The organism is Nonomuraea antri, assembly GCF_013283785.1.
GTDB classification, from domain to species: Bacteria; Actinomycetota; Actinomycetes; order Streptosporangiales; family Streptosporangiaceae; genus Nonomuraea; species Nonomuraea antri.
Map to the genome: position 1 here is coordinate 1 of NZ_JABCPZ010000163.1, position 26,304 is coordinate 26,304.

Annotated in this window: 23 protein-coding genes; 16 read left to right on the forward strand and 7 right to left on the reverse strand. The window is 72.2% G+C overall.

Translation table 11 applies throughout. The features are described from left to right. Positions 1-254, reverse strand: a 254-nt coding sequence (locus HII36_RS37940) for a polyketide synthase docking domain-containing protein (protein WP_173528158.1), incomplete at its 3' end; no start/stop codon positions are given. Positions 255-360: 106 nt separating this feature from the next. Beyond that, complete coding sequence (locus HII36_RS37945; protein ID WP_173528159.1) at positions 361-1,203, reverse strand: alpha/beta fold hydrolase; 843 nt, start codon at positions 1,201-1,203, stop codon at positions 361-363. Between the two features lie 72 nt (positions 1,204-1,275). Here HII36_RS37945 and HII36_RS37950 point away from each other — a divergent pair, with 72 nt between their 5' ends. From HII36_RS37950 to HII36_RS37995, 10 genes are all read left to right on the forward strand, one after another. Then, positions 1,276-1,761, forward strand: a complete 486-nt coding sequence (locus tag HII36_RS37950; protein WP_217370471.1) for a MarR family winged helix-turn-helix transcriptional regulator — start codon at positions 1,276-1,278, stop codon at positions 1,759-1,761. A 68-nt stretch (positions 1,762-1,829) separates the two neighbouring features. Continuing rightward, the gene (locus tag HII36_RS37955; protein WP_173528160.1) at positions 1,830-2,024 is read left to right on the forward strand and encodes a DUF5988 family protein; all 195 of its coding nucleotides are present in this window, start codon (positions 1,830-1,832) and stop codon (positions 2,022-2,024) included. 144 nt (positions 2,025-2,168) lie between these two features. Then, positions 2,169-3,647: an ABC transporter substrate-binding protein gene (locus HII36_RS37960; protein ID WP_173528161.1), complete on the forward strand. Its 1,479-nt coding sequence runs from the start codon at positions 2,169-2,171 to the stop codon at positions 3,645-3,647. A gap of 4 nt (positions 3,648-3,651) precedes the next feature. Then, a complete protein-coding gene (locus tag HII36_RS37965; protein WP_173528162.1) occupies positions 3,652-4,617 on the forward strand; it encodes an ABC transporter permease in 966 nt (321 codons plus the stop codon). 35 nt (positions 4,618-4,652) lie between these two features. Continuing rightward, positions 4,653-5,453, forward strand: coding sequence for an ABC transporter permease (locus HII36_RS37970; RefSeq protein ID WP_217370472.1), 801 nt, complete (start codon positions 4,653-4,655; stop codon positions 5,451-5,453). Then, the gene (locus tag HII36_RS37975; RefSeq protein ID WP_173528164.1) at positions 5,450-6,247 is read left to right on the forward strand and encodes an ABC transporter ATP-binding protein; all 798 of its coding nucleotides are present in this window, start codon (positions 5,450-5,452) and stop codon (positions 6,245-6,247) included. Before HII36_RS37970 ends, HII36_RS37975 begins: the two co-directional genes overlap by 4 nt. Next, positions 6,244-7,026 (forward strand): ABC transporter ATP-binding protein, encoded by a 783-nt coding sequence (locus HII36_RS37980; protein ID WP_173528165.1) that lies wholly within the window; start codon positions 6,244-6,246, stop codon positions 7,024-7,026. Before HII36_RS37975 ends, HII36_RS37980 begins: the two co-directional genes overlap by 4 nt. A 94-nt stretch (positions 7,027-7,120) precedes the next feature. After that, positions 7,121-7,285, forward strand: a complete 165-nt coding sequence (locus HII36_RS37985) for a hypothetical protein (protein WP_173528166.1) — start codon at positions 7,121-7,123, stop codon at positions 7,283-7,285. A gap of 123 nt (positions 7,286-7,408) precedes the next feature. Then, on the forward strand, positions 7,409-10,462 hold the full coding sequence (locus HII36_RS37990; protein WP_328808077.1) for an AfsR/SARP family transcriptional regulator: 3,054 nt from the start codon (positions 7,409-7,411) through the stop codon (positions 10,460-10,462). 120 nt (positions 10,463-10,582) lie between these two features. Then, positions 10,583-12,238 carry a 2-isopropylmalate synthase gene (locus HII36_RS37995; protein ID WP_173528168.1) on the forward strand — a complete coding sequence of 552 codons (1,656 nt, stop codon included), beginning with the start codon at positions 10,583-10,585 and terminating at the stop codon, positions 12,236-12,238. A gap of 10 nt (positions 12,239-12,248) precedes the next feature. On the opposite strand, the gene HII36_RS38000 is transcribed toward HII36_RS37995, so the two are convergent. Beyond that, positions 12,249-13,094: an aminotransferase class IV family protein gene (locus HII36_RS38000; protein WP_173528169.1), complete on the reverse strand. Its 846-nt coding sequence runs from the start codon at positions 13,092-13,094 to the stop codon at positions 12,249-12,251. Positions 13,095-13,281: 187 nt separating this feature from the next. On the opposite strand from HII36_RS38000, the gene HII36_RS38005 reads away from it, so the two are divergent. From HII36_RS38005 to HII36_RS38015, 3 genes are all read left to right on the forward strand, one after another. After that, the gene (locus HII36_RS38005) at positions 13,282-13,854 is read left to right on the forward strand and encodes a YbhB/YbcL family Raf kinase inhibitor-like protein (RefSeq protein ID WP_217370473.1); all 573 of its coding nucleotides are present in this window, start codon (positions 13,282-13,284) and stop codon (positions 13,852-13,854) included. A gap of 163 nt (positions 13,855-14,017) precedes the next feature. Next, the gene (locus tag HII36_RS38010) at positions 14,018-15,403 is read left to right on the forward strand and encodes a hypothetical protein (protein WP_173528170.1); all 1,386 of its coding nucleotides are present in this window, start codon (positions 14,018-14,020) and stop codon (positions 15,401-15,403) included. Further along, positions 15,400-16,518, forward strand: coding sequence for an ARPP-2 domain-containing protein (locus HII36_RS38015; protein WP_173528171.1), 1,119 nt, complete (start codon positions 15,400-15,402; stop codon positions 16,516-16,518). The genes HII36_RS38010 and HII36_RS38015 overlap by 4 nt, the downstream gene beginning before the upstream one ends. On the opposite strand, the gene HII36_RS38020 is transcribed toward HII36_RS38015, so the two are convergent. Continuing rightward, entirely contained in the window at positions 16,515-16,928 is a 414-nt protein-coding gene (locus HII36_RS38020; protein ID WP_236004305.1) for a hypothetical protein, read from the reverse strand. The genes HII36_RS38015 and HII36_RS38020 overlap by 4 nt on opposite strands. A 100-nt stretch (positions 16,929-17,028) precedes the next feature. Between HII36_RS38020 and HII36_RS38025 the strand changes: the two genes are divergently transcribed. Beyond that, positions 17,029-17,991 carry a GlxA family transcriptional regulator gene (locus HII36_RS38025; protein WP_173528173.1) on the forward strand — a complete coding sequence of 321 codons (963 nt, stop codon included), beginning with the start codon at positions 17,029-17,031 and terminating at the stop codon, positions 17,989-17,991. Between the two features lie 50 nt (positions 17,992-18,041). Next, positions 18,042-21,200: a BTAD domain-containing putative transcriptional regulator gene (locus HII36_RS38030; protein ID WP_173528174.1), complete on the forward strand. Its 3,159-nt coding sequence runs from the start codon at positions 18,042-18,044 to the stop codon at positions 21,198-21,200. On the opposite strand, the gene HII36_RS38035 is transcribed toward HII36_RS38030, so the two are convergent. Next, entirely contained in the window at positions 21,161-22,111 is a 951-nt protein-coding gene (locus HII36_RS38035; RefSeq protein WP_173528175.1) for an ArsR/SmtB family transcription factor, read from the reverse strand. The genes HII36_RS38030 and HII36_RS38035 overlap by 40 nt on opposite strands. A 74-nt stretch (positions 22,112-22,185) precedes the next feature. Between HII36_RS38035 and HII36_RS38040 the strand changes: the two genes are divergently transcribed. Beyond that, a complete protein-coding gene (locus tag HII36_RS38040) occupies positions 22,186-23,400 on the forward strand; it encodes an MFS transporter (protein WP_173528176.1) in 1,215 nt (404 codons plus the stop codon). Here HII36_RS38040 and HII36_RS38045 read toward each other — a convergent pair. Next, positions 23,366-24,445, reverse strand: coding sequence for a S1C family serine protease (locus tag HII36_RS38045; protein ID WP_173528177.1), 1,080 nt, complete (start codon positions 24,443-24,445; stop codon positions 23,366-23,368). The two genes, HII36_RS38040 and HII36_RS38045, sit on opposite strands and share 35 nt — an antisense overlap. 18 nt (positions 24,446-24,463) lie before the next feature. Continuing rightward, entirely contained in the window at positions 24,464-25,894 is a 1,431-nt protein-coding gene (locus HII36_RS38050; protein WP_173528178.1) for an AMP-binding protein, read from the reverse strand. Positions 25,895-26,304: the final 410 nt, after the last annotated feature.

Consider the following 26,304-nt stretch of genomic DNA (forward strand, 5'->3'; position numbering starts at 1 on the left):
GGGTTGGGGTGGTGGAGGGTGTTGAGGTTCCAGCCGCGGTTGGTGGGGAAGGTGGTGGTGGCGTCGATGCCTTCTGACACGAGCCGCCACAGATCCTCGGGTGTCTCCGCGCCACCGGGGAGGCGGCAGGCCATACCGACCACCGCGATCGGCTCGGGCGCGGTGTCCTCCAGCTCGGCGATGCGCCGGCGGGCCTGACGCAGGTCGGCCGTCGCCCTCTTGAGATATTCGCGGAACTTGTCCTCATTGCTCATCGCGAGATCGTCCCCTCTGCCCCTGAGCAGGTCGTTCTGTCGGCAAGGGGCAAAGCGCCCCAGCGGACACGGTCGGCCGGGGCGCTAAGCGGGGACTAATCGGGAGCTAAAGCCGCACGTGTGCGTCCAGCGTCTCGCGCAGCCTGGACGAGAACGCGACGGGATGCGTCATCATCCCGTTGTGCCCGCCGGGGAACTCCACGACCTGCCGGTCGATCGTCTCCGCGAGCAGTTGCGTGCAGCGGTGGGTGGCCAGGCCCGCGGACGCCTGGCCGAGCGCGGGCACGATCACCGGCGCCGCGGTCCGCAGCGCCGGCACGTCCGGCTCGTAGTCGCGCACGGCGGGCAGGTCGCGGCTCAGGAACAGCGCCGCGTTGGCCATGCGATGCGGGTTCGGCTCGGGCATCGCCACGCCGGGCTCGGTCTCCATGCGCCCGGGGTCGATGCCGTTGAACGCCAGCATCTTCATCATGGCCGGGCCCACCCCGTGCTCCTCGTACGTCAGCACGGCCTCCGACAGGAACGTCAGCGCCTGGGCGCACTCGGGCTCGGGCAGCAGCCGCATCGCCGGCGGTTCGTGCGCGACCAGCACGCCGACCTGCTCGGGATGACGGGCGGCCAGGTCGAGGCCGATGAGCGCGCCGATGCTGGAGCCGAGCACGATCGCCGGCTCGCCGGTCAGCTCGGCCAGCAGCCGGTGCACGTCGTCGGCGTGCAGGCCCAGGCTCCACGGCCGCGTGTCGCCGTCGTCCAGCGTGCTGCGCGACACGCCTCGCCGGTCGTAGGTGACCACGCGGTGGTGTGCCGACAGGCGGCCTACCAGGTCTTCGGTGAGTCCGGCGTCGCCGTCGCCGCCCTGGAGGATCAGCAGCAGGGGACCGGATCCCCGCGTCTCGTAGTGCAACTGCGCTCCTGGCACCCGGACGGTGCCGTTCCTCGTCTCGTCCATGGCTTCACCATAGCGCATCAAAAATAGATGCATCAATGAGAGATGTATCACTAATGGATGTATGATGGGTGAGTGAACGCTGTACAACTGTTTCTCCTCGGCAGGGCCCTGATGCGGATGGGCGAGGAGGCCCTGCCCACCGTGGGGCTCAATCTCTCGCCTGTCGGCGTGCGGTCGAGCATGGTCGTGGCCGCCGACATCGACGAACATCCCGGCACCTCCGTCCGGGAGATCGCCGAGCGCACCGGGCTGGTGCAGAGCCTGGTCTCCGCGTCGGTGGCGCGTCTGCGCGACGCCGGCGTCGTCGTCACCGAGACCGATCCGAACGACCGCCGCCGCACGCTGGTGCGCCACGCCCCGGACAAGTCCCCGCGTGAGATGGAGGTCGAGGGCATCCCGGTCGACCATGCGGTGATCTCCGCCTTCCACGCCGGTGACGACGAGGAGGCCGCGCAGGTCGTCGCCGCTCTGGAGACGCTGTCGGCCAGGCTCGCCACCGACGCGCTGCCGCGCTTCCGGGCCGGCCTTCAGCGCGGGCCAGGGGTGTCTAGGGGGTAGGTGCGGCGGGTGGCCGAGGCGAGCATGGGATTCCTGGCACCGTCATCGAGCCGGAAAGGTGTTCACCCATGAGCGAAGCCACCGTCGAAGTCGTGCTGCAAGGCGGACCGTCGCACATCCCCGCCGAGCAGCGCGTCAGCAAGGACGCCGCCGCGTACGGCAAGGTCAAGATTCCCAGCGGCGCCGGGTACGAGCACTTCGAGCGCGTCGCCGCGGACAGTCTCGTGTTCCGCTGGACCGGTCGCACGAAGATCGCGGAGTGACCCGGGATCGTCGCGAACGGAAGGACATTCTGGCACGTCAGAGCAATGTTCCGGGTACGCGCGGTGGCCGCGCCGGGCGATAGCCGCCAGAATGACCTTGCGATGGTCCTGCAACGCGACGATCCAGGAAGGCTGTGAAGCCAGATGGCGTGGCGCTTTTTCGCTCTCGTTCTCGCCGTTCTCTCCGCCACCGCCTGTTCCTCCACGCCGGGCAGCACCACCTCGCAGCCCCGCACACTCAACATCGGCTCCCTGTACGAGCCGCAGAACCTCGACAACGCCGGGGGCGGCGGCCAGGGCGCGACCGAGGCGCTCGGCGGCAACGTCTACGAGGGGCTGTTCAGGCTCACGGACTCGGGCACGGTGGAGAACCTGCTGGCCACCCGCCACGCCATCAGCGACGACGGCCTCACCTACACCTTCACCCTGCGGCCTGGCGTCCGCTTTCACTCCGGCGCGCCGCTGACCTCGGCCGACGTCAAGCACAGCCTCGAACGGATCATCTCCGTCACCTCCAAGTCGGCCCGCAAGAGCGCGCTGAGCGTGATCAAGAAGGTGACCACGCCGGACGAGCACACGGTCGTGGTCGAGCTGTCGGCCAAGTCGATCTCGTTCACCTACAACCTCACCCAGGTGTGGATCACCAATCGAGCCCTCGCCGATCCCGCGACCAAGGAGGACGGCACCGGCCCCTATCGCGTCGCCGGCTGGAAGCGGAGCGCGACGCTCACGCTCGACAGGTTCGCCCAGTACTGGGGCGCCCGGCCCAAGACCGATCGCGTGGTCTTCCACTACTTCACCGACGCGGCCGCCCTCGACAACGCGCTGTTATCGGGCTCGGTCGACCTGATCACCAGCGAGCAGAACCCCGACGCGCTCTCCCAGTTCGCCGGTCCCGGCTTCCGGATCACGGAGGGCAGGTCCACGACCAAGCTGCTGCTCGCGTTCAACCTGCGGCGCGAGCCCTTCGACAACGTGCTCGTCCGCCAGGCCGTGAGCGCCGCCATCGACGAGGCCAAGCTGCTGCGCTCGATCTGGGACGACCACGGAATCCTGATCGGCTCCATGGTGCCGCCCAGCGATCCCTGGTACGAGGACCTCACCGGGATCAACGCCTACGACCCCGCGTCGGCCAGGCAGAAGCTGGCCGACGCCGGCCTGCGCAAGGGGTTCTCCTTCACGCTCGACACCCCGAACTACGACCCGCACCCCACGATCGCGGAGTTCGTGAAGTCCGAGCTGGCCAAGATCGGCATCACCGTGAACATCCGCGTCATCACCGCCGACGAGTGGTACGGGCGCGTCTACCAGCGCCACGATTTCGCCGCCACGCTGCAGGAACACGTCAACGACCGCGACATCCGCTGGTACGGCGACCCCAACTTCTACTGGGGCTACGACAATCCCCGCGTCGCCGAGCTGATCAAGCAGTCCGAGTCGGCCTCCAGCCTCGACGACCAGACCCGGCTGCTGCGCCAGGCCGGCCGGCAGATCGCCGAAGACGCCGCCAGCGACTGGCTGTACCTCAACCCCCAGATCGTGGTCAGCTCCGCGGACGTCACCGGCTACGCCACGAACGGCCTGAACGCCCAGTTCCCCGTCTACGGGATCGAGAAGCGCTGACCTCATGGCCGGCTACCTTCTGCGCAGGTCGCTGCTGCTCGTGGTCTCGCTGGCGGCCGCGAGCGTGGCGCTGTTCGTGCTGCTCAGGTTGCTGCCCGGCGACCCGGCCAACGCCTTGCTGAGCGTCGGCGCCACGCCGGAGCAGGTGGCCGCCGCCCGCCACGAGCTGGGCTCGGACCGGCCGATGCACGAGCAGTTCGCCGCCTGGGCGGGCAGCATGGTCACGCTCGACTTCGGCCGGTCCTTCGTCACCTCGCTGGCCGTGGGTCCCGAGGTCGCCGTCCGCCTGGCCGTCACCGGCCCGCTCACGCTGCTGTCCTTCCTGCTGTCCACGCTGATCGCGGTGCCCGCGGGGTTCGTGACCGCGCTGCGCGGCAACACCTGGTACGGCACGGTGCTGTCCGGGCTGTCCCAGCTCGGGCTGGCCATCCCGGTGTTCTGGATCGGGCTGCTGCTGATCACGCTGTTCGCGCTGAAACTGCGCTGGCTGCCCGCGGGCGGCTTCCCCACCACCGACTGGGCCGATCCCGCCGCCGCGCTCGCCTCGCTGACGCTGCCCGTCCTGACCATCTGCGTGGTCATGTCGGCCTCGCTGACCCGCTACGTGCACGCGACCGCGGTCGAGGTGATCAACGCCGACTACCTGCGTACCGCGCGGGCGCTCGGGGCGTCGCTGAGCGCCGCGATCTGGCGGCACGGCCTGCGTAACGCCGCCGCGCCCGTCATCCCGATCCTCGGCGTCGAACTGTCCACGACGCTGCTCGGCGCGGTCGTGGTGGAGAACGTCTTCGCGCTGCCGGGGCTGGGCAGCATGCTGGTCAAGGCGTTCGCGCAGCACGACTATCCGGTCATCCAGGCGATCCTGGTGCTCAGCACGTGCGCCGTGCTGGTGATCGGCTTCCTGGCCGACCTGGGGCAGCGGCTCGTCGATCCGCGGCTGCGGCGCACGGTGGCGGGCGGGCTCGCATGAGACGCCGGCCAAGGGGGCCGTCCCGCGCGAGGTCCGTGCGGCTGTCCGCCGGCTGCGCGCTGATCGCCGTGGTGGCCGTGACCGCGCTGGTCTCCCTGTTCTGGACGCCGTACGCGCCGGGCGACACCACCGGCGGGCGGCTGGAGCCGCCGGGCGCGGCGCACTGGCTGGGCACCGACAGGCTCGGGCACGACCTGTTCACCCAGCTCATGATCGGCGCGCGGATCGCGCTGGCCGCGGGTCTCGGCGCGGTCGTCGTCGGCGGGGCGCTGGGCGTGCCCGCCGGGCTGCTGGCCGGGTTCGCGGTCCGGTGGCTGGACGACGTGCTCGCCGTGCTGCTGGACATCCTCATCGCGGTCCCGACGCTGCTGCTGGCCATGCTGGTGCTCGCCGTCAGGCAGGCGTCGCTGCTCTCCGCCGTGGTCGCGATCGGCCTGGCCATGTCGGCGGTGATCGCCCGGCTGACCCGCGTGCTGGTCAAGCGGGTGCTCGCGCAGGACTACATCACGGCGGCCCGCACGTCGGGCACCTCCTGGCTCGGGATCGTCACCGGGCACGTGCTGCCCAACATCTGGCCGACACTCGCCGTCAACCTGGCGCTGAACCTCGGCCTCGCCGTGCTGACCGAGGCCGGTCTCTCCTATCTCGGGCTCGGCCCGCCGCCGCCCAACTCCTCCTGGGGACGCATGCTGCGCGAGGCCCAGTCCACCGTGTTCGCCTCGCCGTTCGCCGTGGTCGCACCTGGGGTGCTGCTGGTCGCGCTCGTGATCGGGGCCAACCTCGCCGCGGACGGCCTGCGTGACGTGGCCGACCCGACGTTGCGGAGACGCGCATGAGCCTGCTGGAGGTGCGGGGCCTGACCGTCCGGGCGGCAGGGGGCGGCGACCTCGTGACGGATCTGTCCTTCGAGGTGAGGCACGGGGACCGGCTCGGGCTGATCGGCGAGTCCGGCGCGGGGAAGTCGCTGACCGTGCTGGCGCTCATCGGGCTGCTGCCGCCCGGCATGACCGCTTCGGGCACCGTGCTCCTGTCGGGACAGCAGGTCGTCGGCGCGCCCCAGCGACGGCTGGACCGGCTGCGCGGACGTTCCGTCGCGGTGGTGTTCCAGGAGCCGCTGACCTCGCTCGATCCGCTCATGCGCGTGGGCACGCAGGTCGCGGAGCCGCTGCGGCGCCATCGCGGCCTGCGCGGGCGTGCCCTGCGCCGCGCGGTGCTCGACGCCTTGACCGAGGTGAGCCTGACCGACGTCGAACGAGTCGCCCGGGCCTACCCGCACGAGATCTCCGGCGGCCAGCGGCAACGGGCCGCCATCGCCCTGGCACTGGCCTGCGACCCGGCGCTCCTGATCGCCGACGAGCCGACGGCCTCGCTGGACACCACCGTCCAGGCCGAGCTGCTGGCGCTGGTCGACGGGCTGGTCGCCGCGCGCGGCATGGGCCTGCTGCTGGTCGGGCATGACCTGGCGGTGGTGTCCGGGGTCACGCGCCGGCTGCTGGTGCTGCACGACGGGCGCGCGGTCGAGCACGGACCCGTCGAGGACGTGCTGCGCTCACCCGGGCACCCGTACACGCGGGACCTGGTGGCGGCGGCACTCCGCCTGCGCGGCGCGCTGGACGGGATCCGGCCTTGACCGCCCCGCTGCTGTCGGTCCGCGACGTGCGCTACGCCTACCGGTGCGGCCCCGACGTGCTGCACGACGTCAGCTTCGACGTCACGCCCGGGCGCGGCCTGGCGCTGGTCGGGGGATCGGGCGCGGGCAAGACCACGCTGGCCAGGCTGATGCTCGGCCTGCTGCGGCCCACCGCCGGGCAGGTGCTGCTGGACGGCGAGCCGCTGCCCGGGCGCGAGCGGGCGCTGCGGCGAGCGGTGCAGCCGGTCTTCCAGGACCCGTACTCCTCGCTCGACCCCCGCCAGCGCGTGGACGCGATCGTGGCCGAGCCGCTGCGGTCACTCGGCCTGCTGCCCCGCCGGGATCGCCGCGCCGAGGCCAGGCGGCGCGTGGCCGGCGCGCTGCGCGCGGTGGGGCTGCCGGAGGAGGCCGCGCGCCGCTACCCGCACGAGTTCTCCGGCGGCCAGCGGCAGCGCATCGCGCTGGCCAGGGCCATCGTGTGCGGGCCACGCGCGCTGCTGGCCGACGAACCGCTCAGCGCGCTCGACCTGGCCACCCGGGTGCGGCTCGTCGACCTGCTCGCCGAACTCCGGCACACCGGCGGGCTCACGCTGGTGCTGATCTCGCACGACCTGACCGTGGTGGCCGAGCTGTGCGAGCAGGTGGTGGTGCTCGAAGGCGGCAGGACGGTCGAGCAGGGCGACACGAGGGCGGTGCTGGGCGCGCCGCGTCACGCCTACACCCGGCGGCTGGTCGAGTCGGTGCCGAGGCTGACTCAGGGGCCTTCGCAACCCCTCTGAACTGCCGGATGACGATTCGATACCGAGGCGATGGCGGCCTTTCCTACGGTTTACCCATAAGCACGACGCATCACTAGGAACATGAGGTACGACCATGAACAACAAGCCGTTCATTCGTCTCACCGGTCTCGTCGGCACCGGTCTTCTCGTCATCGCGTTCATCGTCAGCGGGCCGAGCGCCGGCGCGACCGCCGACACCACGGCTCCGGCCCCCGTCTCCACGCAGGGCCCCGACATGTGCTGCGGGAGCTGGCCCTGATCGGCGACAGAACAATGGTCCGTCTTCCTCTCGATAGCAGGGAAGCAGATTGATGAATTAGTGTGTCGAGCGGAGGAATCGGACCTTCACGGGGAGTGAATCCAGCATCAAGGGGAGATGCGGGTGGAGTTTCGCGTCTTGGGTCCGCTGGAGGTCATCGACGACGGCCACCGGCTGGATCTGGGAGGGGGCAGGCAGCAGACCGTTCTCGCCATGCTGCTGCTCGATGCGGGCAAGGCCGTCACGATCTCCAGGCTGGCCGAGACGATCTACGAGGACGCTCCGCCGCCGACCTACCGGGCGCAGATCCAGATCTGCATCTCCGCCCTTCGCCGCCTGTTCGCCGAGCACGGCAGACCCGATCTCATCGTCACCCAGTCCCAGGCGTACGTGGCCAGGGTGCCGACGGAGGAGCTCGACGCCGGCCGCTTCGACGCGCTGGTGCGTCAGGCCAGGGCCGACCGCAGGCAGGGCAAGGCCGAGCAGGCCGTCGGACGTTATCGGGAGGCACTCGCGCTGTGGCGCGGGCCGGCGGTCGAGGGCATGGACAGCAGAGTCGTCAGCGCGGCGGCGAGGAGACTCAACGAGGACCGCGTCGCCGCCTACGAGGACTGCATCGAGCTGGAACTGGAGCTGGGCCGCCATCACGAGCTGGTCGGGGAGCTCACCGCCCTGGTGGCCGAACATCCCCTTCGCGAACGCCTGCGCGGGCTGCTCATGCTCGCCCTCTACCGCTCGGGCCGCCAGGCGGAAGCCCTGCAGGCGTATCGCGAAGCCAGGCGAACCATGATCGACGAGCTGGGGATCGAGCCCGACGAGCGGCTGCAGCGGCTCGAACGCTCGATCCTCAGCTCCGACCCGGCGCTCGGCCCGCCGGCGCCGCCGCCGCGGGCCGTCGGCGAGGGGCCCTCTCCCGTGCCACGGCTGCTGCCCACCGACGTGGCCGACTTCATCGGCCGCACCAAGCAGATCGACGAGATCACGCAGCGGCTGGTCGTCGCCGAGGAGGATCGGGCGGGTTACGCCGTGCCCATCGTCGCCCTGGCGGGGAAGCCGGGCATCGGCAAGACCACCATCGCCGTCCACACGGCGCACCGCGTCGTCCAGCACTACCCCGACGGCCAGCTCTACGCCGACCTGCACGGCGGCTCGGCCCAGCCGGTCAGCCCGATCCGCGTGCTCGAACGGTTCCTGCGCGCGCTGGGGGTGACGGGCACCGCCGTCCCCGACGGTCTCGAGGAACGCGCCGAGCTCTACCGGGCGCTGCTGGCCGACCGCAAGGTGCTGGTCGTGCTCGACGACGTCAACTCGGAGAGCCAGGTCCTGCCCCTGCTGCCGGGCAACCCGGAATCCGCGGTGATCCTCACCAGCCGCAGCCGGCTGGCGGGCCTGTCCGGAGCCGTGCACGTGGACGTGGACGTCTTCGACTCCGCCCAGGCGCTGGAACTGCTGTCCCGAATCGTGGGCGTGGACCGCGTGCGCTCCGAGCCCCGTGAGGCGGTGGCGCTCGCGGAGCTGTGCGGCCATCTGCCGCTGGCCCTGCGCATCGCGGGCGTGCGGCTCTCCGCCCGGCCGCACTGGAGCGTCGAGCAGCTGGTGGACCGGCTGGAGGACGAAACCAGGCGGCTCGACGAGCTCATGCACGGTGACATGGGAATCAGGGCCAGCATCTCGCTCACCTTCGACAGTCTCAGCGAAGACGCCAGGATCCTGTTCAGGCGGCTGGCCATCCTCGAGTCCGAGGTCTTCTCGCCCTGGCTCAGCGCCGCCCTGCTCGACCGGCCCATAGACGAGGCCCAGGACCTGCTCGACGACCTCGCGGACGCCCAGCTCATCGAGACCACCGGCCCCGGCCGCGGCGTCCACACCCGATACCGCTTCCACGACCTCATCCGGGTCTTCGCCCGGGAGCGCCTGGCGGCCGAGGAGCCCGCCGCCGAGCGCGACAGCGCGCTGTCCCGGGTGCTCGGCGGCCTGTTGTCGCTGGTGGAGGCGGCCAGGCGGCGCGAGCACGAGGACCGCATCATGTTCCCCGGCGTGGCGGCCACCTGGTCGCTGCCGGAGAAGGCCGTCGAGCGGCTGGTCGCGTCGCCGGCCTCCTGGTTCGAACGCGAGCGCTCCATCCTCGTGTCCGGCATCAAGCAGGCCGCCCAGGCGGGCCTGGCCGAGATCTGCTGGGGGCTGGCGCTCGGCGCGGCCACGTTCTTCCAGTCGCGGGTCTACCTCGACGACTGGCGTGAGACCCAGCGGATCGCGCTCGTCGCCGCCAGGCAGGCCGGCGACCTGCGCGGAGAGGCGGCCATGCGTTACTGCAACGGCGCGCTGGCCATCTCCGAGCAGCGCTTCGACGACGCCCGCGCCGACTTCGGCGCCGCCATCGACCTGTTCACCGGTCTCGGCGACGAGGGCGCGCTCGCCTCCGTGCTGGCCGGCCGGGGCCACCTCGACCTGGTGGCGGGCCGGCTCGACGACGCCGCCGCGCACTTCGAACGCGCCCTGGAGCTGTCGTGCGACGTGGGGTCCCAGAGCACCCGCATCTACATCCTGCACAACCTCGCCCAGGTGCACGTGATCAGGCAGGATCACCAGGGCGCCAAGGAGCTGCTGTCCGACGCGATGGCCCTGGTCAGAGGCGGGGTGGGCGGGCGGCTCAAGGCCCAGGTGCTCTACCGCCTCGGTCAGGCGCAACTGCAGGCGGACGAGCCCGCGCAGGCGGTGGAGACGCTGGAGGAGGCGCTGACGGCCATCCGGGAGATCGGCGACCCCACGGGGGAGGCGTACATCCTGCACTGCACGGGGATGGCCAAGCTGCGGCTGGGCGAGCTGGAGGAGGCGGGCGCGACGTTACGCCACGCGTTGCTGCTGGCCGAGATGACCAAGGAGCGGCTGGCCAAGGCGCGCGTGCTGGCGGCGCTGGCCGAGCTCGCGCTCGCGGAGGGAGACCCCGCCGGCGCGGTGACCGCGGGCGACCAGGCGCTGGGCCTGTTCGTCAGCATGGGGGTGCCGCTCGACGAGGCGCTGATCCTGGTCGTCCTGAGTGACGCGCACGCGGGCATCGGCGATCCGGCGACCGCGGAGTCGATGCTCGGGCGCGCGATGCGGCTCACCGCCCGGATGGATCCTCAGATCGCCGGCCGGGTTCTTGATCAACTGGCTGCCAGGGGCGCCCTGTCCTGAGCCAACGGACACTCCAATAGCCGGGCAAAGCCGGTCCGATAGTGACGAGCGCCACTCTTGACATCAGGACGATCGACCGTCGCCCGGAAGGGACGACGTCGCCATTGAGGGGAGATCCCGATGTCAGACCGGCGACCCGCAACTCGCTACACGACGTTCCCCAAGGTGAGCCTGCCCGGCCGGACCTGGCCGGACGCCGTCGTCACCACCGCGCCGCGCTGGCTGTCCACCGACCTGCGCGACGGCAACCAGTCGCTGGCCGACCCGATGGGCCTGGAACGCAAGCTGACCATGTTCGAGCTGCTCGTCGGCATGGGATACCAGGAGATCGAGGTCGGCTTCCCCGTCGCCAGCCAGGCCGACCACGACTTCGTCCGGCTGCTCATCGAGAAGGACCTGATCCCGGACGACGTGCGCATCACCGTACTGACCCAGGCGCGCGACGAGCTGATCCACCGTACGGTGGAGAGCCTGGAGGGCGCCCGCCGGGCCACCGTGCACGTCTACAACGCGACCTCGCCCCAGTTCCGGCGCATGGTCTTCGGCATGACCAGGGACGAGTGCAAGGACCTCGCGGTGCAGGGCACCCGGCTGGTGATGAAGTACGCGGAACGGCTGCTCGGTGACTGCGACTTCGGCTACCAGTACTCGCCCGAGCTCTTCAACGACACCGAGCTCGAATACTCCCTGGAGGTCTGCGAGGCCGTCATGGACGTCTGGCAGCCCGAGCCGGGCCGCGGGATCATTCTCAACTTCCCCACCACGGTCGAGCGGTCGACGCCGAACGTGTTCGCCGACCAGATCGAATGGCTCGACCGCCGCCTCACCCGGCGCGAGCACGTCTGCCTGTCCGTGCACCCGCACAACGACCGCGGCACCGGGGTGGCCGCCGCGGAGCTGGCGCTGCTGGCCGGCGCGGAGCGCGTCGAGGGCTGCCTGTTCGGCAACGGCGAACGGGCCGGGAACGTCGACCTCGTCACCCTGGGGCTCAACCTGCTGACCCAGGGAGTGGACCCGGGCATCGACTTCTCCGACATCAACGCCGTCAGGCGCACCGTCGAGCACTGCAACGGGCTGCCCGTCCATCCGCGCCATCCCTACGGCGGCGACCTGGTGTACACCGCCTTCTCCGGATCTCACCAGGACGCCATCAAGAAGGGGCTCGACGAGCTGGAGCGCGAGGCGGCGGACCGCGGCCTGAGCCCGCGCGACCTGCCGTGGACGGTGCCGTACCTGCCGCTGGACCCGGCGGACGTGGGCCGGACCTACGAGGCGATCGTGCGGATCAACAGCCAGTCAGGCAAGGGCGGGATCGCCTACGTGCTGGCCGCCGGGCACGGGCTGCACCTGCCGCGTCCGCTTCAGCTGGAGTTCGTGCGGATCGTGCAGGCCGAGGCCGACGCGGCCGGCGGTGAGCTCACGGCGGACCGGATCAAGACGCTGTTCGACCGCGAGTACGTGGGCGGGCCCGACGCGACGGCGTACGCTCGCGAGACCGGGGGCGTCACGGCGGAACTGCACGTCGAGGGGCTTCCCCCGGCCGCCGGCACGGAACGCGTGACGGCCGCGCTCGCCGCGCTCGGGGTCGACGTTCGCGCCCTGCACCGCATCGACGCCGGACCCGCGCGGGAGGTGACGGTGTACGCCCACTGCCGCCGGGACGGGCGATCGTGCTGGGGGGTGGGCACGCACGCGGACGCCGGTCAGGCCGCGCCGGCCGCCGTCGGAGCGGCGATGTCCCGGATCCCGCGTGACCACGCAGCGACGGCGCCATGACCGTGCCGGGTCACGGCGCGGTCGGCGGCTCGTCGGCGTAGGCGCGGTGCAGCAGGTCCACGAAGGACGGCGCGGCCGGCAAGGACGTCTCCCCGATGCGGTGCACCGGCACGCCAGGCGTCCAGGAGTTCATCACCACGGCCCCGGACAGCGAAGGCAGGTCGGCCGGCGTGACCTCCTGGACGCGCTGCGGCACCCCGAGCCGGTCGAGCCGCCGGCGGACGACGCCCATCGTGGTCCCGGTCAGCATCTCGGCCTCGGGCCAGATCACGGCGGTGCCGTCCCAGAAGGCCAGGTTCCAGATCGACGCCTCGCTCAGCCGGCCGCGGCGGTCGAGGAAGGCGGCGTCGTCGAAGCCGCGTCCGACGGCCTCGCGCAGGTAGTACGTCTTGGCCGACTCGCCGGTGTGCTTGACGGCCGGCAGGAACCGTTCGTGCTCGACCGCGGCCAGCGCGAGCGGACCCTCGGGCCCGGAGGCGGCGGGTGCGGTGCGGACGAGCAGGTCCGGCGGCGCCTCGCCGCCGGAGGCGGTGAACTCGCCCACGCGCGAGTAGACGGTGGCGGTCAGCGAGAGGTCGGCCGGGCCGGCCGCCAGCGCCGTCCGCAGGTGGGCGCGTACCTGCTCGTCGGGCAGGGCCTGGCCGAACAGTTCCTTGGAGGCGTTGCGCAGCCGTTCCAGGTGGAGGTCGAGGCCCCTGACCCGGCCGTCGCGCACCTGCATGGCGGTGAAGTGGGCGTGGCCGGCGAAGGCGAGCGGCGCCAGGTCCCTGGCATTGGCCGGGCGGCCGTTGAGCTGGGCGACGTACGAGAGGGTCGCCAGGATGTCGCCGTCCTGTGGCTGCGCGTTGCTGGACATGTCCGCCTCCGGTAATAGTTGCAGACGCTCTGTATTTGCAGCAGCAATAGTGGTACATGCATGGAAATTGCGCAAACCGGCGGCGGTGGTGGCGGGCGGATGACGCGGTCTTTACACTACGAGCACACCCCATGTGAACAGCAGCGGCAAACCGACGGAGCACCACCACACTCCCCAGGAGCCCTCTGTGAGCGTAAAACTCGTCGTGGCGCACACTCTGCTCGCGACACTCACCACCGCCCTCCTCGCCGCCCAGCCGGCGGCACATCAGAACGCGTTCGCGCTGACCAGCACCGCCTTCGTGAACGGCGGCGTGATGCCCAAGGTGCACGAGTGCACCAGCGACGGACGCAACGACCCGCGCCAGCGCAACGAATCCCCGCCCCTGGCCTGGACCGGCGCGCCGGACACCGCCCGCAGCTACGCGATCGTCATGCGCGATCTCGACAACTGGAACCTCATCCACTGGGTGATCTACGACATCCCGGTCAGCGCGACCTCGCTGCCGCAGAACGTGGATCACGCCTACCGGCCCTCGGTCCCCGCCGGGGCCAGGCAGATCTACTACCGGGGCAGCGCGAGCCTGTACGGCTACCAGGGCCCCTGCTCCCCCCGGACGGTGAACACCTACCAGTTCGTGGTGCACGCGCTCAACCGGGCCCAGCTCACCGAGCTGACGTCCGCGTCGTCCACCACGACCGCGGCCAGGGTCATCTCGAGCGCGTCGATCGGCACGGCGGCGCTGTCCGGCGAGTCGTGAACGCCGCGACGGAAATCCCGTCGCGGTAGGGCGAATCGCTGGCTAAGGTCATGATCAGACTGGCCGCGGGACTTCGGTGCGACTTCCGGAACCCACCTCAACAGTGATGCTTCGCAGCTCGTGCCCCCCTTCCCCGGCCAGTCCACGACCTTCCGGGGGACCGATGGACACCTACGCCGACCTGATCGAGTGCGAGGACGTGCTGCTCTTCGCCAACGCCGCCATCACCTCCACCGGACAACGCGAGTTCCACGGCACGGCGGGCGAGCAGCGGCTCTCGCTGGACTTCCTGCACCGCTACATCCAGGGCAACTATCCCGAGGTGTACGCGGCGACGCTGGCGCTGGACATCAACGACCACAACGCCGCGCTGATCATCCGCAACGTGCTGGGTCAGCGCGGCGGCGGTGGCGACGGCCGGCTGATCGCGCGGCGGCTGGCCCTGATGAGCCCGCCGCGGGTCTACCGGCTCTTCGGCGCGCTGCGGCACGACGGCGTCAACAACCGGCGCACCCGCGCGCTGATCCGCGACTGGCTGGCCGCGCGGCCCGATCTCGCCTTCGACGCGGTCAAGTACCGCACCGCGGTCAAGTCCGCGGTGCGTCACGCGCATCTGCGGCTCGAAGGCGAGCTGTCCGACTTCCTGTTCAAGCCGTTCGCGCGGGCCCGGTACGAGACGCCGGTCCTGGAGACCTGGCGGCGCGCGCACTACGACAAGAAGGCGCTGTACGAGCTGCCGTACACGGTCGCCGAGGGCTTCGCGGCCAAGCACCGCATCCCCAGAAAGGTGTTCCTGGAGCGCATCGCGCCCAGCCTGACCAGGCTGGAGCGGCTGCGGCTGACCGAGTCCGGGCGCAGGGACGGCCTGGACACCCAGGCGGACCTGGCCGCGATGCCGCTGGTCAAGCTGGCGTCGTACGTGCTGTCGCTGCCGATCGAGGCCAGGCTGGAGCGGCGCGCGGAGCTGGAGGCGGGGCTGCGCGGCTCGGCGGCGCGGACGGCCGGGGCCCGTCGCGGCACGTGGGGGAAGGTCGTCGCGGTCCTGGACGACAGCTTCTCCTCCTACGGCTCGCCGGTGAAGAAGCGCCGCCCGCTGGCGGTCGCGCTGGCCTGCCACTACCTGCTCGACGCATTGTCCGGGTCGTATCGCGGGCTATGGCTGTCGGAGCGCGGCGACCCGCTGCTGGTGCGCCCGTCGGGGCCGACCTCGCTCGGCGTGCGCGTCATCGACGCCCTGGAACACCGTCCCGACCAGCTCGTCATCGTCTCCGACGGCTGGGACAACGCGCCTCCCGGGCTGGCCGGCGAGGTGCTGCGGGTGTGGCGGCGCAGGCTCGACCCGGCGGGAGAGGTCGGGATCGTGCATCTGAACCCGGTGTTCGACGCCGGGCGGCTCGAAGTGCGGCGGTTGTCGCCGGCCGTGCCGACGGCCGGGATCCGCGACGCAGAAGACCTGCCCGCGCTGGTGGAGCTGGCCAAGTTCGCGACGGGCCGCAGCGGCGCCCGCGAGCTGCGCGCCTACCTGGAGGAGAGGGCGGCCGAGCGATGATCGACCTGACCGGGCTGGAGACCCGGCCCGCGCAGACGTGGGGCGCGGTGCGGCTGGTGCCGCTCGTCCGGCCCCGGCCCATCGTGGACCTGCGGCTGCACGCGCGGGCGTACGGCGAGGACCTGACCGTGGTGTCGCTGCCCGACAAGACGGTCTACACGTCGTACGTGCCGCACTCGTTCGTCGCGTCCTGGACCGGCGACGGCACCCCGGCCGCGGCCTTCGGCACCCAGCTGGGCGAGCCCAGGGAGTGCCTGCCGATCAGGTTCGAGCGCAGGATGGCCCGGCGCGTGGACAAGAACCGGCTGCGCTTCCTGCCGCTGCACCTGGCCATGGAGGGCTTCCTCGCGCTGCACTTCGGCGGCCCGCTGATCGCCTGGGAGGAGTGGTCGCGCCAGGCCCTCGCCGACGGGCTGTCGCCGCGCGTGGAGGAGGCCTACACCGGCGCCCAGATCACCGGGCTCGACGACGCGCTCAAGGTCTTCGAGATCTACCCGGGGCAGTGCGGCCTGCTGCTGTACGTGGCCGACGCCCTGGCCGCGGCCTTCGTGGTGCCGCACCCCGAGGACTACCGGGTGCTGCACCCGACGCTGATCCGCGACATGTACGGCGAGCAGATCTACCAGTACGCCCTGTTCCACTCCGTCGCGGACGTCCCGGTCAGGATCGACGAGACCCGCGTGTCGACGCTGGCCGACCTGCGCGCCCAGGCGGCCGGCCACGAGCGGGACTGGGCCGACTTCCACGACACGGTGATGGCGGCGGGGCTGACCGAGTCGCACGCGTACGAGATGCGGGTGTACCGGCTCGGCCGCTTCACGCTGAACCGCTTCCTGCCGTCGTTCGACCGGCGGCGGGAGAACCACATCGGCGAGACGATAACCGACGAGAACGGCCGGCTGGCGTACCTGAAGACCTTCCGGCTGTCGGTGGCGCAGAGCAAGCGCGGCTACCTGCTGAGCAGGCTGGCCGAGCACGGCTGGAACATGACCGCGACGGCCGAGGCGCTCGGCGCCACCCCGGCCATGCTCGGGATGCGGCTGGAGCGGGCCGGGTTCGGCCATCTGCTGCGGCAGGACGTGCTCGACGGCTACCGCAAGGCCGAGCGGCACTAGTGGCACCCGGCGTACTCGTCGCGCCGCCAGAGCATCGCGGCCAGCATGAGCGGGAACATGAGCACGTGCGAGGCGACCATCACGAAGCCGCCGTCGATGACGCCCGTCCAGAGCAGCGGGAACAGCGGCACGGCCGGCACGAACATGGCCGCGCACATCTCCAGTGTCGAGGCCCAGCCGTGGCGCCGGTAGCGCATCCAGACGGCCATGCCGACGGACATGTTGAACGCCATGACCAGGTAGCCCAGGTCGGGGTGGTCGCGGTGGGAGGAGAGGCCGACGGCGTCCTGGAGGAAGCCGAGCGCGAACATCCCGACGAACATCGCGATGATCATCTCGACGTAGTGCCAGGCGAACCTGCGCCAGTCGACGGCTTTCGCGGGGGCGGTGGTAGGGGTCGTGTTCGTCATGTCCATGACTCTGGCCGGTTTCCGCGCTGAAGCCCACACCCGGTAGGGGTATGTGTCCGGAAACTTGGGTTATATGTCCATCGGACCTAGGGTCGGAACCATGACACCCCGGCGAGTGATCGTCGTCGCCTACGAGGCGGCGGAGCTGCTCGACATCGCCTGCGTCACCTCCACGCTGGAGAGCGCGAACTGGCACGGCGGGCTCCCGTACTACGAGGTACGCGTCGCCACCCTGGGCGGGCACCCCATCACCTGTGGCAGCGGGCTGATCCTGCAGGCCCAGGAGGCGCTGGAACGGATCACCGGGCCGCTCGACACGATCATCGTCTCCGGCGGCATCGGCTATCTCGACGCCTCGCGCAACCGCCTGATCACCGCGCACGTGCGCCGGCTGGCCCGCGAGAGCCGGCGCGTGGCGTCCGTGTGCACCGGCGCGCACGTGCTGGCCGCGGCCGGCCTGCTCGACGGCAGACGCGCCACCACCCACTGGCAGCACGCCAGGGAGCTGGCCGTGGGCTTCCCCAAGGTGATCGTCGACGCCGACCCGATCTTCATCCGCGACGGCGACGTCGCCACCTCGGCCGGCGTCACCGCGGCGCTCGATCTCACGCTGGCCTTCGTCGAGGAGGACCACGACACCGAGCTGAGCAGGACCGTGGCACGCAACCTGGTGACCTACCTGCAGCGGCCGGGCAACCAGGCCCAGATGAGCATGTTCGTCAGCACGCCGCCGCCGGCGAACAGCCTGGTCAAACGGGTCATGGACGACATCGCCGGCAACCTGGATTCCGATCTCACCACCCCCGTCCTGGCCGCGCGTGCGGGCGTCAGCGAGCGGCACCTCACCCGGCTGTTCCTCAAGGAGCTCGGGCACACCCCGGGCAAGTACGTCAGGAACGCCCGCACCGAGGCCGCCGCCCACCTGCTGGCCACGACCGACCTGCCGATGGCCGCCATCGCCGGCCGCTGCGGGTTCGGCACGGCCGAGACGCTGCGTCAGGCGTTCGTCGACCGGTACGGCATCCCGCCCTCGCGCTACCGGCTCACCCAGGCGCCCGCGTGAGCGATCGGCAGGAAGACGCCGCTTTCGCGCGCTCCGGGATACTCTGACCTGTGCGGTTTGGAATACTCGGCCCGCTCGAAGCGCGCCGGTCCGACGGGACGTCCATCGCGGCCGGCGGGCCGCGCCTGCGCGCGCTGCTGGCCATGCTGCTGCTCGACGCCGGCCGCGTCGTCACCGGCGAACGCCTCGTCGACGGCCTGTACGGCGAGCAGCCCGGCGCCGTGAACGCCCTGCAGTCCCAGGTGTCACGCCTGCGCAAGGGCATGGGAGCGGATGCCCCGGTGGAGTTCCACCCCGCCGGCTACCGGCTGGCGGTCGAGCCGGACGAGGTCGACGCGCTGGTGTTCGAGCGCCTGGCCGCCGAAGGACGGGCCGAGACCGACCCGAGGGCGCGAGCCGAGATCTACGGCCGGGCGCTGGCGCTCTGGCGCGGGCCCGCGCTGGCCGACGTGCGTGACGCGCCGTTCGCCGAGCCGCAGGCCACCCGGCTGGAGCAGCTCAGGCTCGACGTCGTCGAGGAGCGCGTCGAGGCGGACCTGGCGCTGGGCCGCCACCGCGAGCTGGTCGGCGAGCTGCGGGAGCTGGTGGCCGCCGACCCGGTGCGCGAGCGGCTGCGCGGCCAGCTCATGCGGGCGCTGCACGGCAGCGGACGGCAGAGCGAGGCGCTGGCCGCCTTCGAGTCGGCGCGCGCCATGCTGGCCGACGAGCTGGGCGTCGACCCGTCGCCCGAGCTGGCCGCGATCCACCTGGCCATGCTGCGCGGCGAGCTCCAGGCCCCGACCTCCGCCGATCAGGAACCCGCCGCGGTGCTCACCGGCGTGCCCGCGCAGCTCACCAGCTTCGTCGGCAGGGACGACGAGCTGCGCGCGCTGACCGGCCTGCTCGACTCGTCCCGGCTGGTCACCCTGATCGGGCCGGGCGGCGCGGGCAAGACCCGGCTGGCCGTGGAAACCGCGTCCGCCCGTCCTGACGAGGTCGCCTTCGTCGAGCTCGGCGGCCTGGACGACGGCGTCCAGGTGCCCCAGGCCGTGCTCGCCGCGCTCGGCCTGCGCGAGGGCCTGCTGCAGGACAGCCGCCCGGCGGACCCGGTGGCCCGGCTGGTCGCCGCGCTGTCCGGCCGGAGCCTGCTGCTCGTGCTGGACAACTGCGAGCACCTGGTCGAGGCGGCCGCCGCGCTGGCGCACCGGCTGCTCGGCTCGTGCCCCCGGCTGCGCGTCCTGGCCACCAGCAGGGAGGCGCTGGGCATCACCGGCGAGCGCCTGTTCCCCGTCACCCCGCTGACGCTGCCCGAGGACGGCCGGCCGCCGCTGACCGGCGCGGCCGTGCGGCTGTTCGCCGAGCGCGCCGCCGCCGTGCGTCCGGGATTCGCGGTCGGCCCGGGCAACGCCGCGGACGTGCTGCGCATCTGCCGGGCGCTCGACGGTCTGCCGCTGGCCATCGAACTGGCCGCGGCCCGGCTGCGCGCGCTGCCCGTGCCCGAGGTGGCCGCCCGTCTCGACGACGCGTTCGCGCTGCTGTCCAGGGGCAGCAGGACGGCCGAGCCCAGGCACCGCACGCTGCGCGCGATCGTCGAGTGGAGCTGGGACCTGCTCGACCCGGACGAACAGCGGCTGGCCAGGCGGCTCAGCGTGTTCTCCGGCGGCGCGACGCTGGCCGCGGTCGAGCGGGTGTGCGGGGTGCCCGACGCCGTGGACGTGCTGTCCGGCCTGGCCGACAAGTCGCTGATCGAGGTGGCCGGCGACAGGTACCGGATGTTGCGCACCATCCACGCCTTCTGCGCCGAACGGCTGGCCGAGGCGGGTGAGGCCGAGTCGCTGCGGCGCGCGCACGCGGAACACGTGCTCGACCTGCTGCGTGCCGCCGCGCCCCACCTGCTGCGGGCCGAGCAGCTCGGCTGGCTGGCCGGGCTCGACGCCGAACACGGCAACCTGCTGGCCGCCGTGCGCTGGGCGGCCGAGTCCGACCCGGCGCTCGGGCTGCGGCTGCTGGCCGATCTGTCCACGTACTGGTGGTTGCGCGGGCGCCGGGCGGAAGGCGTGGCCCCGGCCCGCGCGCTGCTCGCCGCCCTCGGCACCCGGCCGCCCGCCGGGCTGGAGGGCGAGTACGTGCTGTGCGTGCTCTGCGCCGGGCCCACCGGGCCGGAGCTGCGGCCCCACCTGGAGTCGGCCGGCGCGTTGATGCGCGCGATGAACCTGGTCGACACCCGTTCTCAGCTCGTCTTCTTCTGGTCGATCTTCGTCGGCCCGTTCGACGAGGAGCTGCGCGAGGCCATCACCACCCGCGTCCGCGACAGCCGGGACCCGTGGATCGGCGGGCTCGGCCATCTGGGCCAGGGCGTGCTCGCCCAGCTCATGCACGGCGACATGGCGGCGGCGGAACGCGAGTTCCTGCTGACCATCGAGTGTTTCCGCGCGCTCGGCGAGCGCTGGGGCATGATGACCGGGCTGTCCGAGCTGGGCGACCTGACCGCCTGGCTGGGGGACGGCGCGCGGTTCACGTCCCTGATGGGGGAGGCGCTGCGGCTGGCGGGCGAGCTGGGCGCGCTGGAGGACCGCGCCGAGCTGCTGTGCCGCCGCGCGGACGGCCTGCGCATGCTCGGCGACCCCGCCGCGGCCAGGGCCGGTTACGAGGAGGCGCTGGAGCTGGCCGGGACGGCCGGCGCGGTGGAGGCCGCGGGCCGCGCCAGGTTCGGCCTGGCCGAGCTGGCCAGGCGGGACGGCGAGCACGCCGAGGCCCGCGCCCGCTTCGAGGCCGAGCTGGCCGGCCGGCGCGACGGCGAATGCGCGTTCGGCGAGGACCTGACCTACGTGCAGGCACAGGTGGCGCTCGGCTGGATCGCGGCGGCCCTGGGCGAGGCAGCCGAGGCCGCGGAACGCCAGCGCGAGGCCCTGACCAGGGCGCTGGCCCTCGGCAGCCGCCCGCACCTGGCGATGGCCGCGGAGGGGCTGGCCGGGGTGGCGGACCTGGCGGGCGACCACGAACGCGCCGCGCTCCTGCTCGGCGCCGGACGTGCGCAGCGCGGCCTCACCCTGGCTGGGGACCGCGACGTGGCCGAGGTGGCCGCTCGGGCACGGGCCGCGCTCGGCGACGAACGGTACGAGCGGGCGTACGCGCGAGGCGCCACGCTGACCGGCGACGACCTGCGCGCCCTGGCCGGAGAGCGGCACCGTCACGAGACGAGGGCGTCGCCCAGCGGGGTGCGGCTGTAGAGGACGGAACGGCCGCTGCGGCTGCGCGAGACCAGCCCGGCACGCCGCAGCACGGCCAGGTGATCGCCCACGCCGCCGAGCGTCATCGAGAGCTGAGCGACGAGCTGGCTGGTGCTGGCCGGCCCGTCGAGCGCCAGCAGCACCGTCGCCCGGCCCCGCCCGAGCAGCGCCACCAGCCCGCCGGCGGGCGCGTCGCTCTCCCAGAGCGCGGCCACCCCGAGCGCCGGGTAGGTCAGGCCGTAGGCGCGCGGCGGGTCCAGGTAGACGCACTTGACGCCGAACGCGTTCGGCATGAGCACCACGCCGACGCCGCCCAGCCGGTGGGAGTTGCCGCCGACCTTGCCCAGCATGATCTTGTCGCCGTCCAGCACCATGTCGATGTCGAGGCCGGGGAAGACCTGCGCCCAGCCGTAGACCGCAAGGCGGCCGGCGCGCTGCACGATGTCGCGTTCGAGCAGGGCGCGCAGCCGCGGCCAGTCGGGGGCGAGCAGGTCGCGCCACAGCGCCTCCAGCGCGCCCGCGACCACCCGCGACGGGTCGGGCACGTCGAGCGCGGGGTCGAGCGGCCGGCCGCGGTAGCTGAGCAGCAGGTCGGCGCGGGCCCGCGCGGCCGGCACGCGCCTGACGGCGGCGAGCTCCTGCTCGAAGGTGGTGCCGAGGCCGTCGGGCGGCACGCAGTAGAAGTCGGGCAGGTAGTCGGTGACCCGGTGCAGCTCGATCAGCGCGCGCAGCTCAGGGAGCGCGTGCAGCAGCCGCTCGTAGCGCGCGCGGACGCGTGCCGTCCAGAGCGACAGACCGGGCGGCACGGACGCGCCGTTCAACACGCTGATGGAGCCGACGACCTGGCCCATGGGCGACAGCCCGAACCTGACCTTGGTCAGGTCCTCCGGCGTGCACTGCAGATGAGCCACGGTGTTCGCCTCCCGAGGTTTCGCCTCCTGACGAAACAGTAGTCAGCGCGGCGAGGCCCGGCCACCCTCCCCGTATGAGGACTTATCGGGACGTGTTCGCGGTCGGGGAGTTCCGGGTGCTCTTCGCCGGGTCGACGGCCGCGGTGGCCGGCGGCACGATGACCATGCTCGCCCTGTCCACGCTGGTGTACGCGCACACCGGTTCGCCGTTCCTGGCCGCGATGGCGTACCTGGCCGGGTTCCTGCCGCAGGCGGTCGGTGCGCTGCTGCTCGGCGGGCTGGCCGACCGGCTGCCGCCGCGCCCGCTGCTGGCCGGGTGGGAACTGGTGCGCGCCGGCGTGATCGTGGTGCTGGCGCTCGGCCTGCTGCCGGTGTGGGCGATGCTGGCGCTGGTGATGGCGGTCGGGCTGGTCGAGGCGGTGACCAACGCGGCCCGCCTGGCGCTGGTCGCCGACCTGCTGCCGGGCAACGGCTACGTGCTGGGCCGCTCGGTGCTGAACATCTCGGTCGGCGCGATGCAGATCGCCGGATTCGCCGGCGGCGGGCTGCTGCTCACCGTGATCGGCCCGAACGCCGCGCTGTGGTGCGGCGCGGCGCTGGCCACGGTGGTGTCGCTGGTGTACCGGGCCGGGCTGCGGCCCGGCGGACCCAGGGCGGGCGAGCGGCGGCCGATCGCCGGGGCCGGACGGCTGCTCGGCGACCCGGCGCTGCGCGGGCTGCTGCTGGCGCAGTGGGTGCCGAACGGGCTGATCGTCGGGGCCGAGGCGCTGTACGTGCCGTTCGCCGGCGAATCGGCGGGCGTGTTGTTCATGGCGGCGGCCGGCGGGATGCTGGCCGGCGACCTGGTGGTGGGCCGGTGGACGACTCCGGCGTCCAGGCTGCGGCTGTCCGTGCCGCTGTACACGCTGCTGGCCGTGCCCTACCTGGCCTTCGCGTTCGAGCCGGGCGTCTGGGTGGCCGCCGGGCTGGTGGCGGTGGCGTCGTTCGGGTTCGCCGGGCATCTGGGCACGCAGGAGCGGTACCTGGACGCGCTGCCCGGTCAGATGCGCGGGCAGGGGCTCGGGCTGGCGGGCAGCGGCATGCAGACCGGGCAGGCGCTGGCGGCGGCGCTCACCGGCACGGTGGCCGAGCACGTTTCCGTGCCGGTCACGATGGCGCTGGCCGGGGCCGCGTCGCTGGTGGCGACCTGCTGCCTGCTGCGCTCCCTGGCCTTCCCGGTGCGGCGGGCGGGCGAGACCGCCACGCGGGCGCCGGTCACTCGCCCTGAAGCTCGCCGAGTGTCACGGTGAGCCGCTCCCTGGCGCCGTCGGCTCGGACCACCTCGATCTGGACCTGGTCGCCGGGCTTGAACGCGGCCACCGCCTCGGCCAGTTCGGCCATGGTCGGCGTCGGGGTGTCGTTGATCTTCGTGATCACGTCGCCCGCCCGGACCCCGGCCTTCTCGGCGCCGCCGCCCTTCTGCACCGTGGCCACGCCGACCCCGCTGGGTCGCCCGTTCGCGCCGATCACCGTGCTGCCCTCGATGCCGAGCGCGGCGCGGTGGCTGTTGGTGACCTTGCCGTCCTTGACGATCTGAGCCGCGATGTCGGTGGCGGTGTTGCTCGGGATGGCGAACCCGATGCCGGGCGCCGCGCCGCCGCCCAGCTCCGGGTCGGTGGCCGCGAGCGTCGGGATGCCGATCACCTGCCCGTTCAGGTCGACCAGCGCGCCGCCGCTGTTGCCCGGGTTGATCGCCGCGGACGTCTGGATCGCGCCGCTGATCGTGGCCCCGGGCGAGCCCGGGTTCTGCGGCTCGGTGACCGTGCGGCCGACGGCGGAGACGATCCCGTTCGTGACGCTGCCCGACAGGCCCAGCGGGTTGCCCATGGCCAGCACGATCTGACCCACCCGCAGCTTGGACGAGTCGCCGAACCTGGCCGGACGCAGCCCGGTCGGGTCGTCCACCTTGATCACCGCCAGGTCGCCGGCGCTGAACGACTTGACCAGCTTGGCGGTGCGCGCGGCCCCGCCCGTGGGGAGCGTCACGTTCATCTCGGTGGCCTGGCCGACCACGTGCGCGTTGGTGACGATGTGGCCGGCCGTGTCGAAGATGACGCCGGAGCCGAGCCCCGCCTTGGTGTTGATCTGCACGATCGACGGCAGCACCTCGGTGATGACCTTCTCGTAGGCCGCCTCCAGCGCCTGCGGCTGCACCACGCCGGGCGACGCGGTGGCGGTGGGCGACCCGGTGGCCGTGGGGGTGGGCATCGGCGTCGTCGCGCCCGGGGACGACGGCCGCGACCCGCACCCGGCCAGCAGGACGACGGCGGCCACGGACGCGACGATCACCCTCATGGGTGGTCTCTTCCCAGCTCAGCGGGAAAGATACGCCTCCCTGACGTTCCTCCTGCTGAGCTTGCCCGTGGGGGTGCGCGGCAGCGATTCGCGGTATTCGATGACCCGGGGATGCTTGAGCCTGGCCAGCCGGGGCCCGCAGTGCTCCAGCAGTTCGGCGGTCAGCTCGGCGCCGGCCACCACCCCGGGGGCGGGCTGCACCAGCGCCACCACCTGGTGACCCCACTCGGGGTCGGGCACGCCGATGACCGCCACGTCCGCCACCGACGGGTGTTCGAGCAGCGCGGCCTCGACCTCGGCCGGGTAGATGTTGACGCCGCCGGAGATGATCAGGTCGGTTCTGCGGTCGAGCAGGAACAGGTAGCCCGCGTCGTCCAGGTAGCCGATGTCGCCGGGGGTGTAGGCGTGGCCGCGCATCGAGGCGGCGGTCTTGTCCGGGTCGCCGTGATACTCGAAACGGTTGATCCCGCCGATGTAGACCAGCCCGGGCTCGCCCGGCGGCACCTCGCGGCCGTCGTCGCCGACGATCGTGAACGACATCCCGTCCAGCGCCCGGCCGACCGTGCCCGGCCTGGCCAGCCACTCCTGCGACGACACCATGGTGGCGACGGCGGCCTCGGTGGAGCCGTAGTACTCCCAGAGCACCGGGCCGAGCCAGTCGATCATCGCCTGCTTGGTGGCCGGCGGGCAGGGGGCGGCGCCGTGGAAGAGGTGGGTGAGCGAGGACAGGTCGTGCTTCTCCCGTTCCGGCACGGCCAGCAGCCGGTGGAACATCGTGGGCACCATGAACGCGTTCGTCACCCGGTGCCGTTCGATCAGCGCCAGCGTCTCGGCCGCGTCGAACCGTTCCGGCGCCACGATCGAGTGGCCGAACTGCAGCGCCATCATGGCCTGCCCGTACGGCGCGGAGTGGTAGAGCTGCGAGCACACCAGGTGCACCCCGCCCTGCGGCAGCCCGAAGTGCCGCCAGCTCTTGCGCAGCAGGATCGGGTACAGGTCCTCGGGGGTCAGGTCGAGCAACCGGCGGCGCACTCCCTTGGGGCGTCCGGTGGTGCCCGAGGTGTAGAGCATCATCGAGCCGGCCCGCCGGTGCGCGGGCGGGGTGTCCGGGTGGCCGGACACCAGCTCGGCGACCGTGAGCCGGTCGGGGGCGACCACCACGCCGGCGCCGCAGTCGCCGATGATGTAGTCGATCTCCTCCGGGGTGAAATGCCAGTTGACCGGCACCAGGTAGGCGCCGATCTGGTAGGTCGCCAGCATCATGGTCAGCGCGTCGAGACCGTTCTTCAGCACGGTCACCACCGCGTCGCCCGGTGCGACGCCGCGGGCGTTCAGGCCGTTGGATGCCTGGTTGACGCGGGTGAGCAGCGTTCCGTACGTGGTGCTCGCGTCCCCCAGTAGAGCAGGGCGTCCCGGGTCGTCTGCCGCGATCTCATAGAAACCCCTCATGTCCGGAGACCCTACAGAATTAGATTCTGCTGGGGGAATAGAGGAAATATCCCGCATCGTGGTGACGTAACCTCAAGGCCATGGCGGACAGCGGCGACAAGAAACCTACCCACGATGCTCCTACCGCGCCTTTCCGCAAGGTCGTGTCTCCTGAGGAGACGGTGAAGATCCCCCGGCCGCCGGCCGCGGGTGCGAAGACCGGTGGGCCGTCTGGTACGAAGACGGGTGGGCCTTCCGGCACGAAGACCGGTGGGCCGTCCGGTGCGAAGACCGGTGGGCCGGCGCCTCAGTCCGCGCCGCCGCGTCCGCAGCCGCCGTCCGGGGCGCAGCCCGCGCGGCCCGCCCAGTCCGCCCCTTCAGGGCCGCAGGTGACGCCGCTGGGCACCCGCGTGGCCCCCAAGATCCAGAAC

Coding starts and splice junctions, on each gene's coding strand:
- HII36_RS37945 (WP_173528159.1), bottom strand. CDS start 1,203: ATGGACGAGACGAGGAACGGCACCGTCCGGGTGCCAGGAGCGCAGTTG.
- HII36_RS37975 (WP_173528164.1), top strand. CDS start 5,450: ATGAGCCTGCTGGAGGTGCGGGGCCTGACCGTCCGGGCGGCAGGGGGC.
- HII36_RS38050 (WP_173528178.1), bottom strand. CDS start 25,894: ATGAGGGGTTTCTATGAGATCGCGGCAGACGACCCGGGACGCCCTGCT.
- HII36_RS37995 (WP_173528168.1), top strand. CDS start 10,583: ATGTCAGACCGGCGACCCGCAACTCGCTACACGACGTTCCCCAAGGTG.
- HII36_RS38020 (WP_236004305.1), bottom strand. CDS start 16,928: ATGACGAACACGACCCCTACCACCGCCCCCGCGAAAGCCGTCGACTGG.
- HII36_RS38045 (WP_173528177.1), bottom strand. CDS start 24,445: ATGAGGGTGATCGTCGCGTCCGTGGCCGCCGTCGTCCTGCTGGCCGGG.
- HII36_RS38040 (WP_173528176.1), top strand. CDS start 22,186: ATGAGGACTTATCGGGACGTGTTCGCGGTCGGGGAGTTCCGGGTGCTC.
- HII36_RS38025 (WP_173528173.1), top strand. CDS start 17,029: ATGACACCCCGGCGAGTGATCGTCGTCGCCTACGAGGCGGCGGAGCTG.
- HII36_RS37985 (WP_173528166.1), top strand. CDS start 7,121: ATGAACAACAAGCCGTTCATTCGTCTCACCGGTCTCGTCGGCACCGGT.
- HII36_RS38010 (WP_173528170.1), top strand. CDS start 14,018: ATGGACACCTACGCCGACCTGATCGAGTGCGAGGACGTGCTGCTCTTC.
- HII36_RS37955 (WP_173528160.1), top strand. CDS start 1,830: ATGAGCGAAGCCACCGTCGAAGTCGTGCTGCAAGGCGGACCGTCGCAC.
- HII36_RS37965 (WP_173528162.1), top strand. CDS start 3,652: ATGGCCGGCTACCTTCTGCGCAGGTCGCTGCTGCTCGTGGTCTCGCTG.
- HII36_RS38000 (WP_173528169.1), bottom strand. CDS start 13,094: ATGTCCAGCAACGCGCAGCCACAGGACGGCGACATCCTGGCGACCCTC.
- HII36_RS37960 (WP_173528161.1), top strand. CDS start 2,169: ATGGCGTGGCGCTTTTTCGCTCTCGTTCTCGCCGTTCTCTCCGCCACC.
- HII36_RS38015 (WP_173528171.1), top strand. CDS start 15,400: ATGATCGACCTGACCGGGCTGGAGACCCGGCCCGCGCAGACGTGGGGC.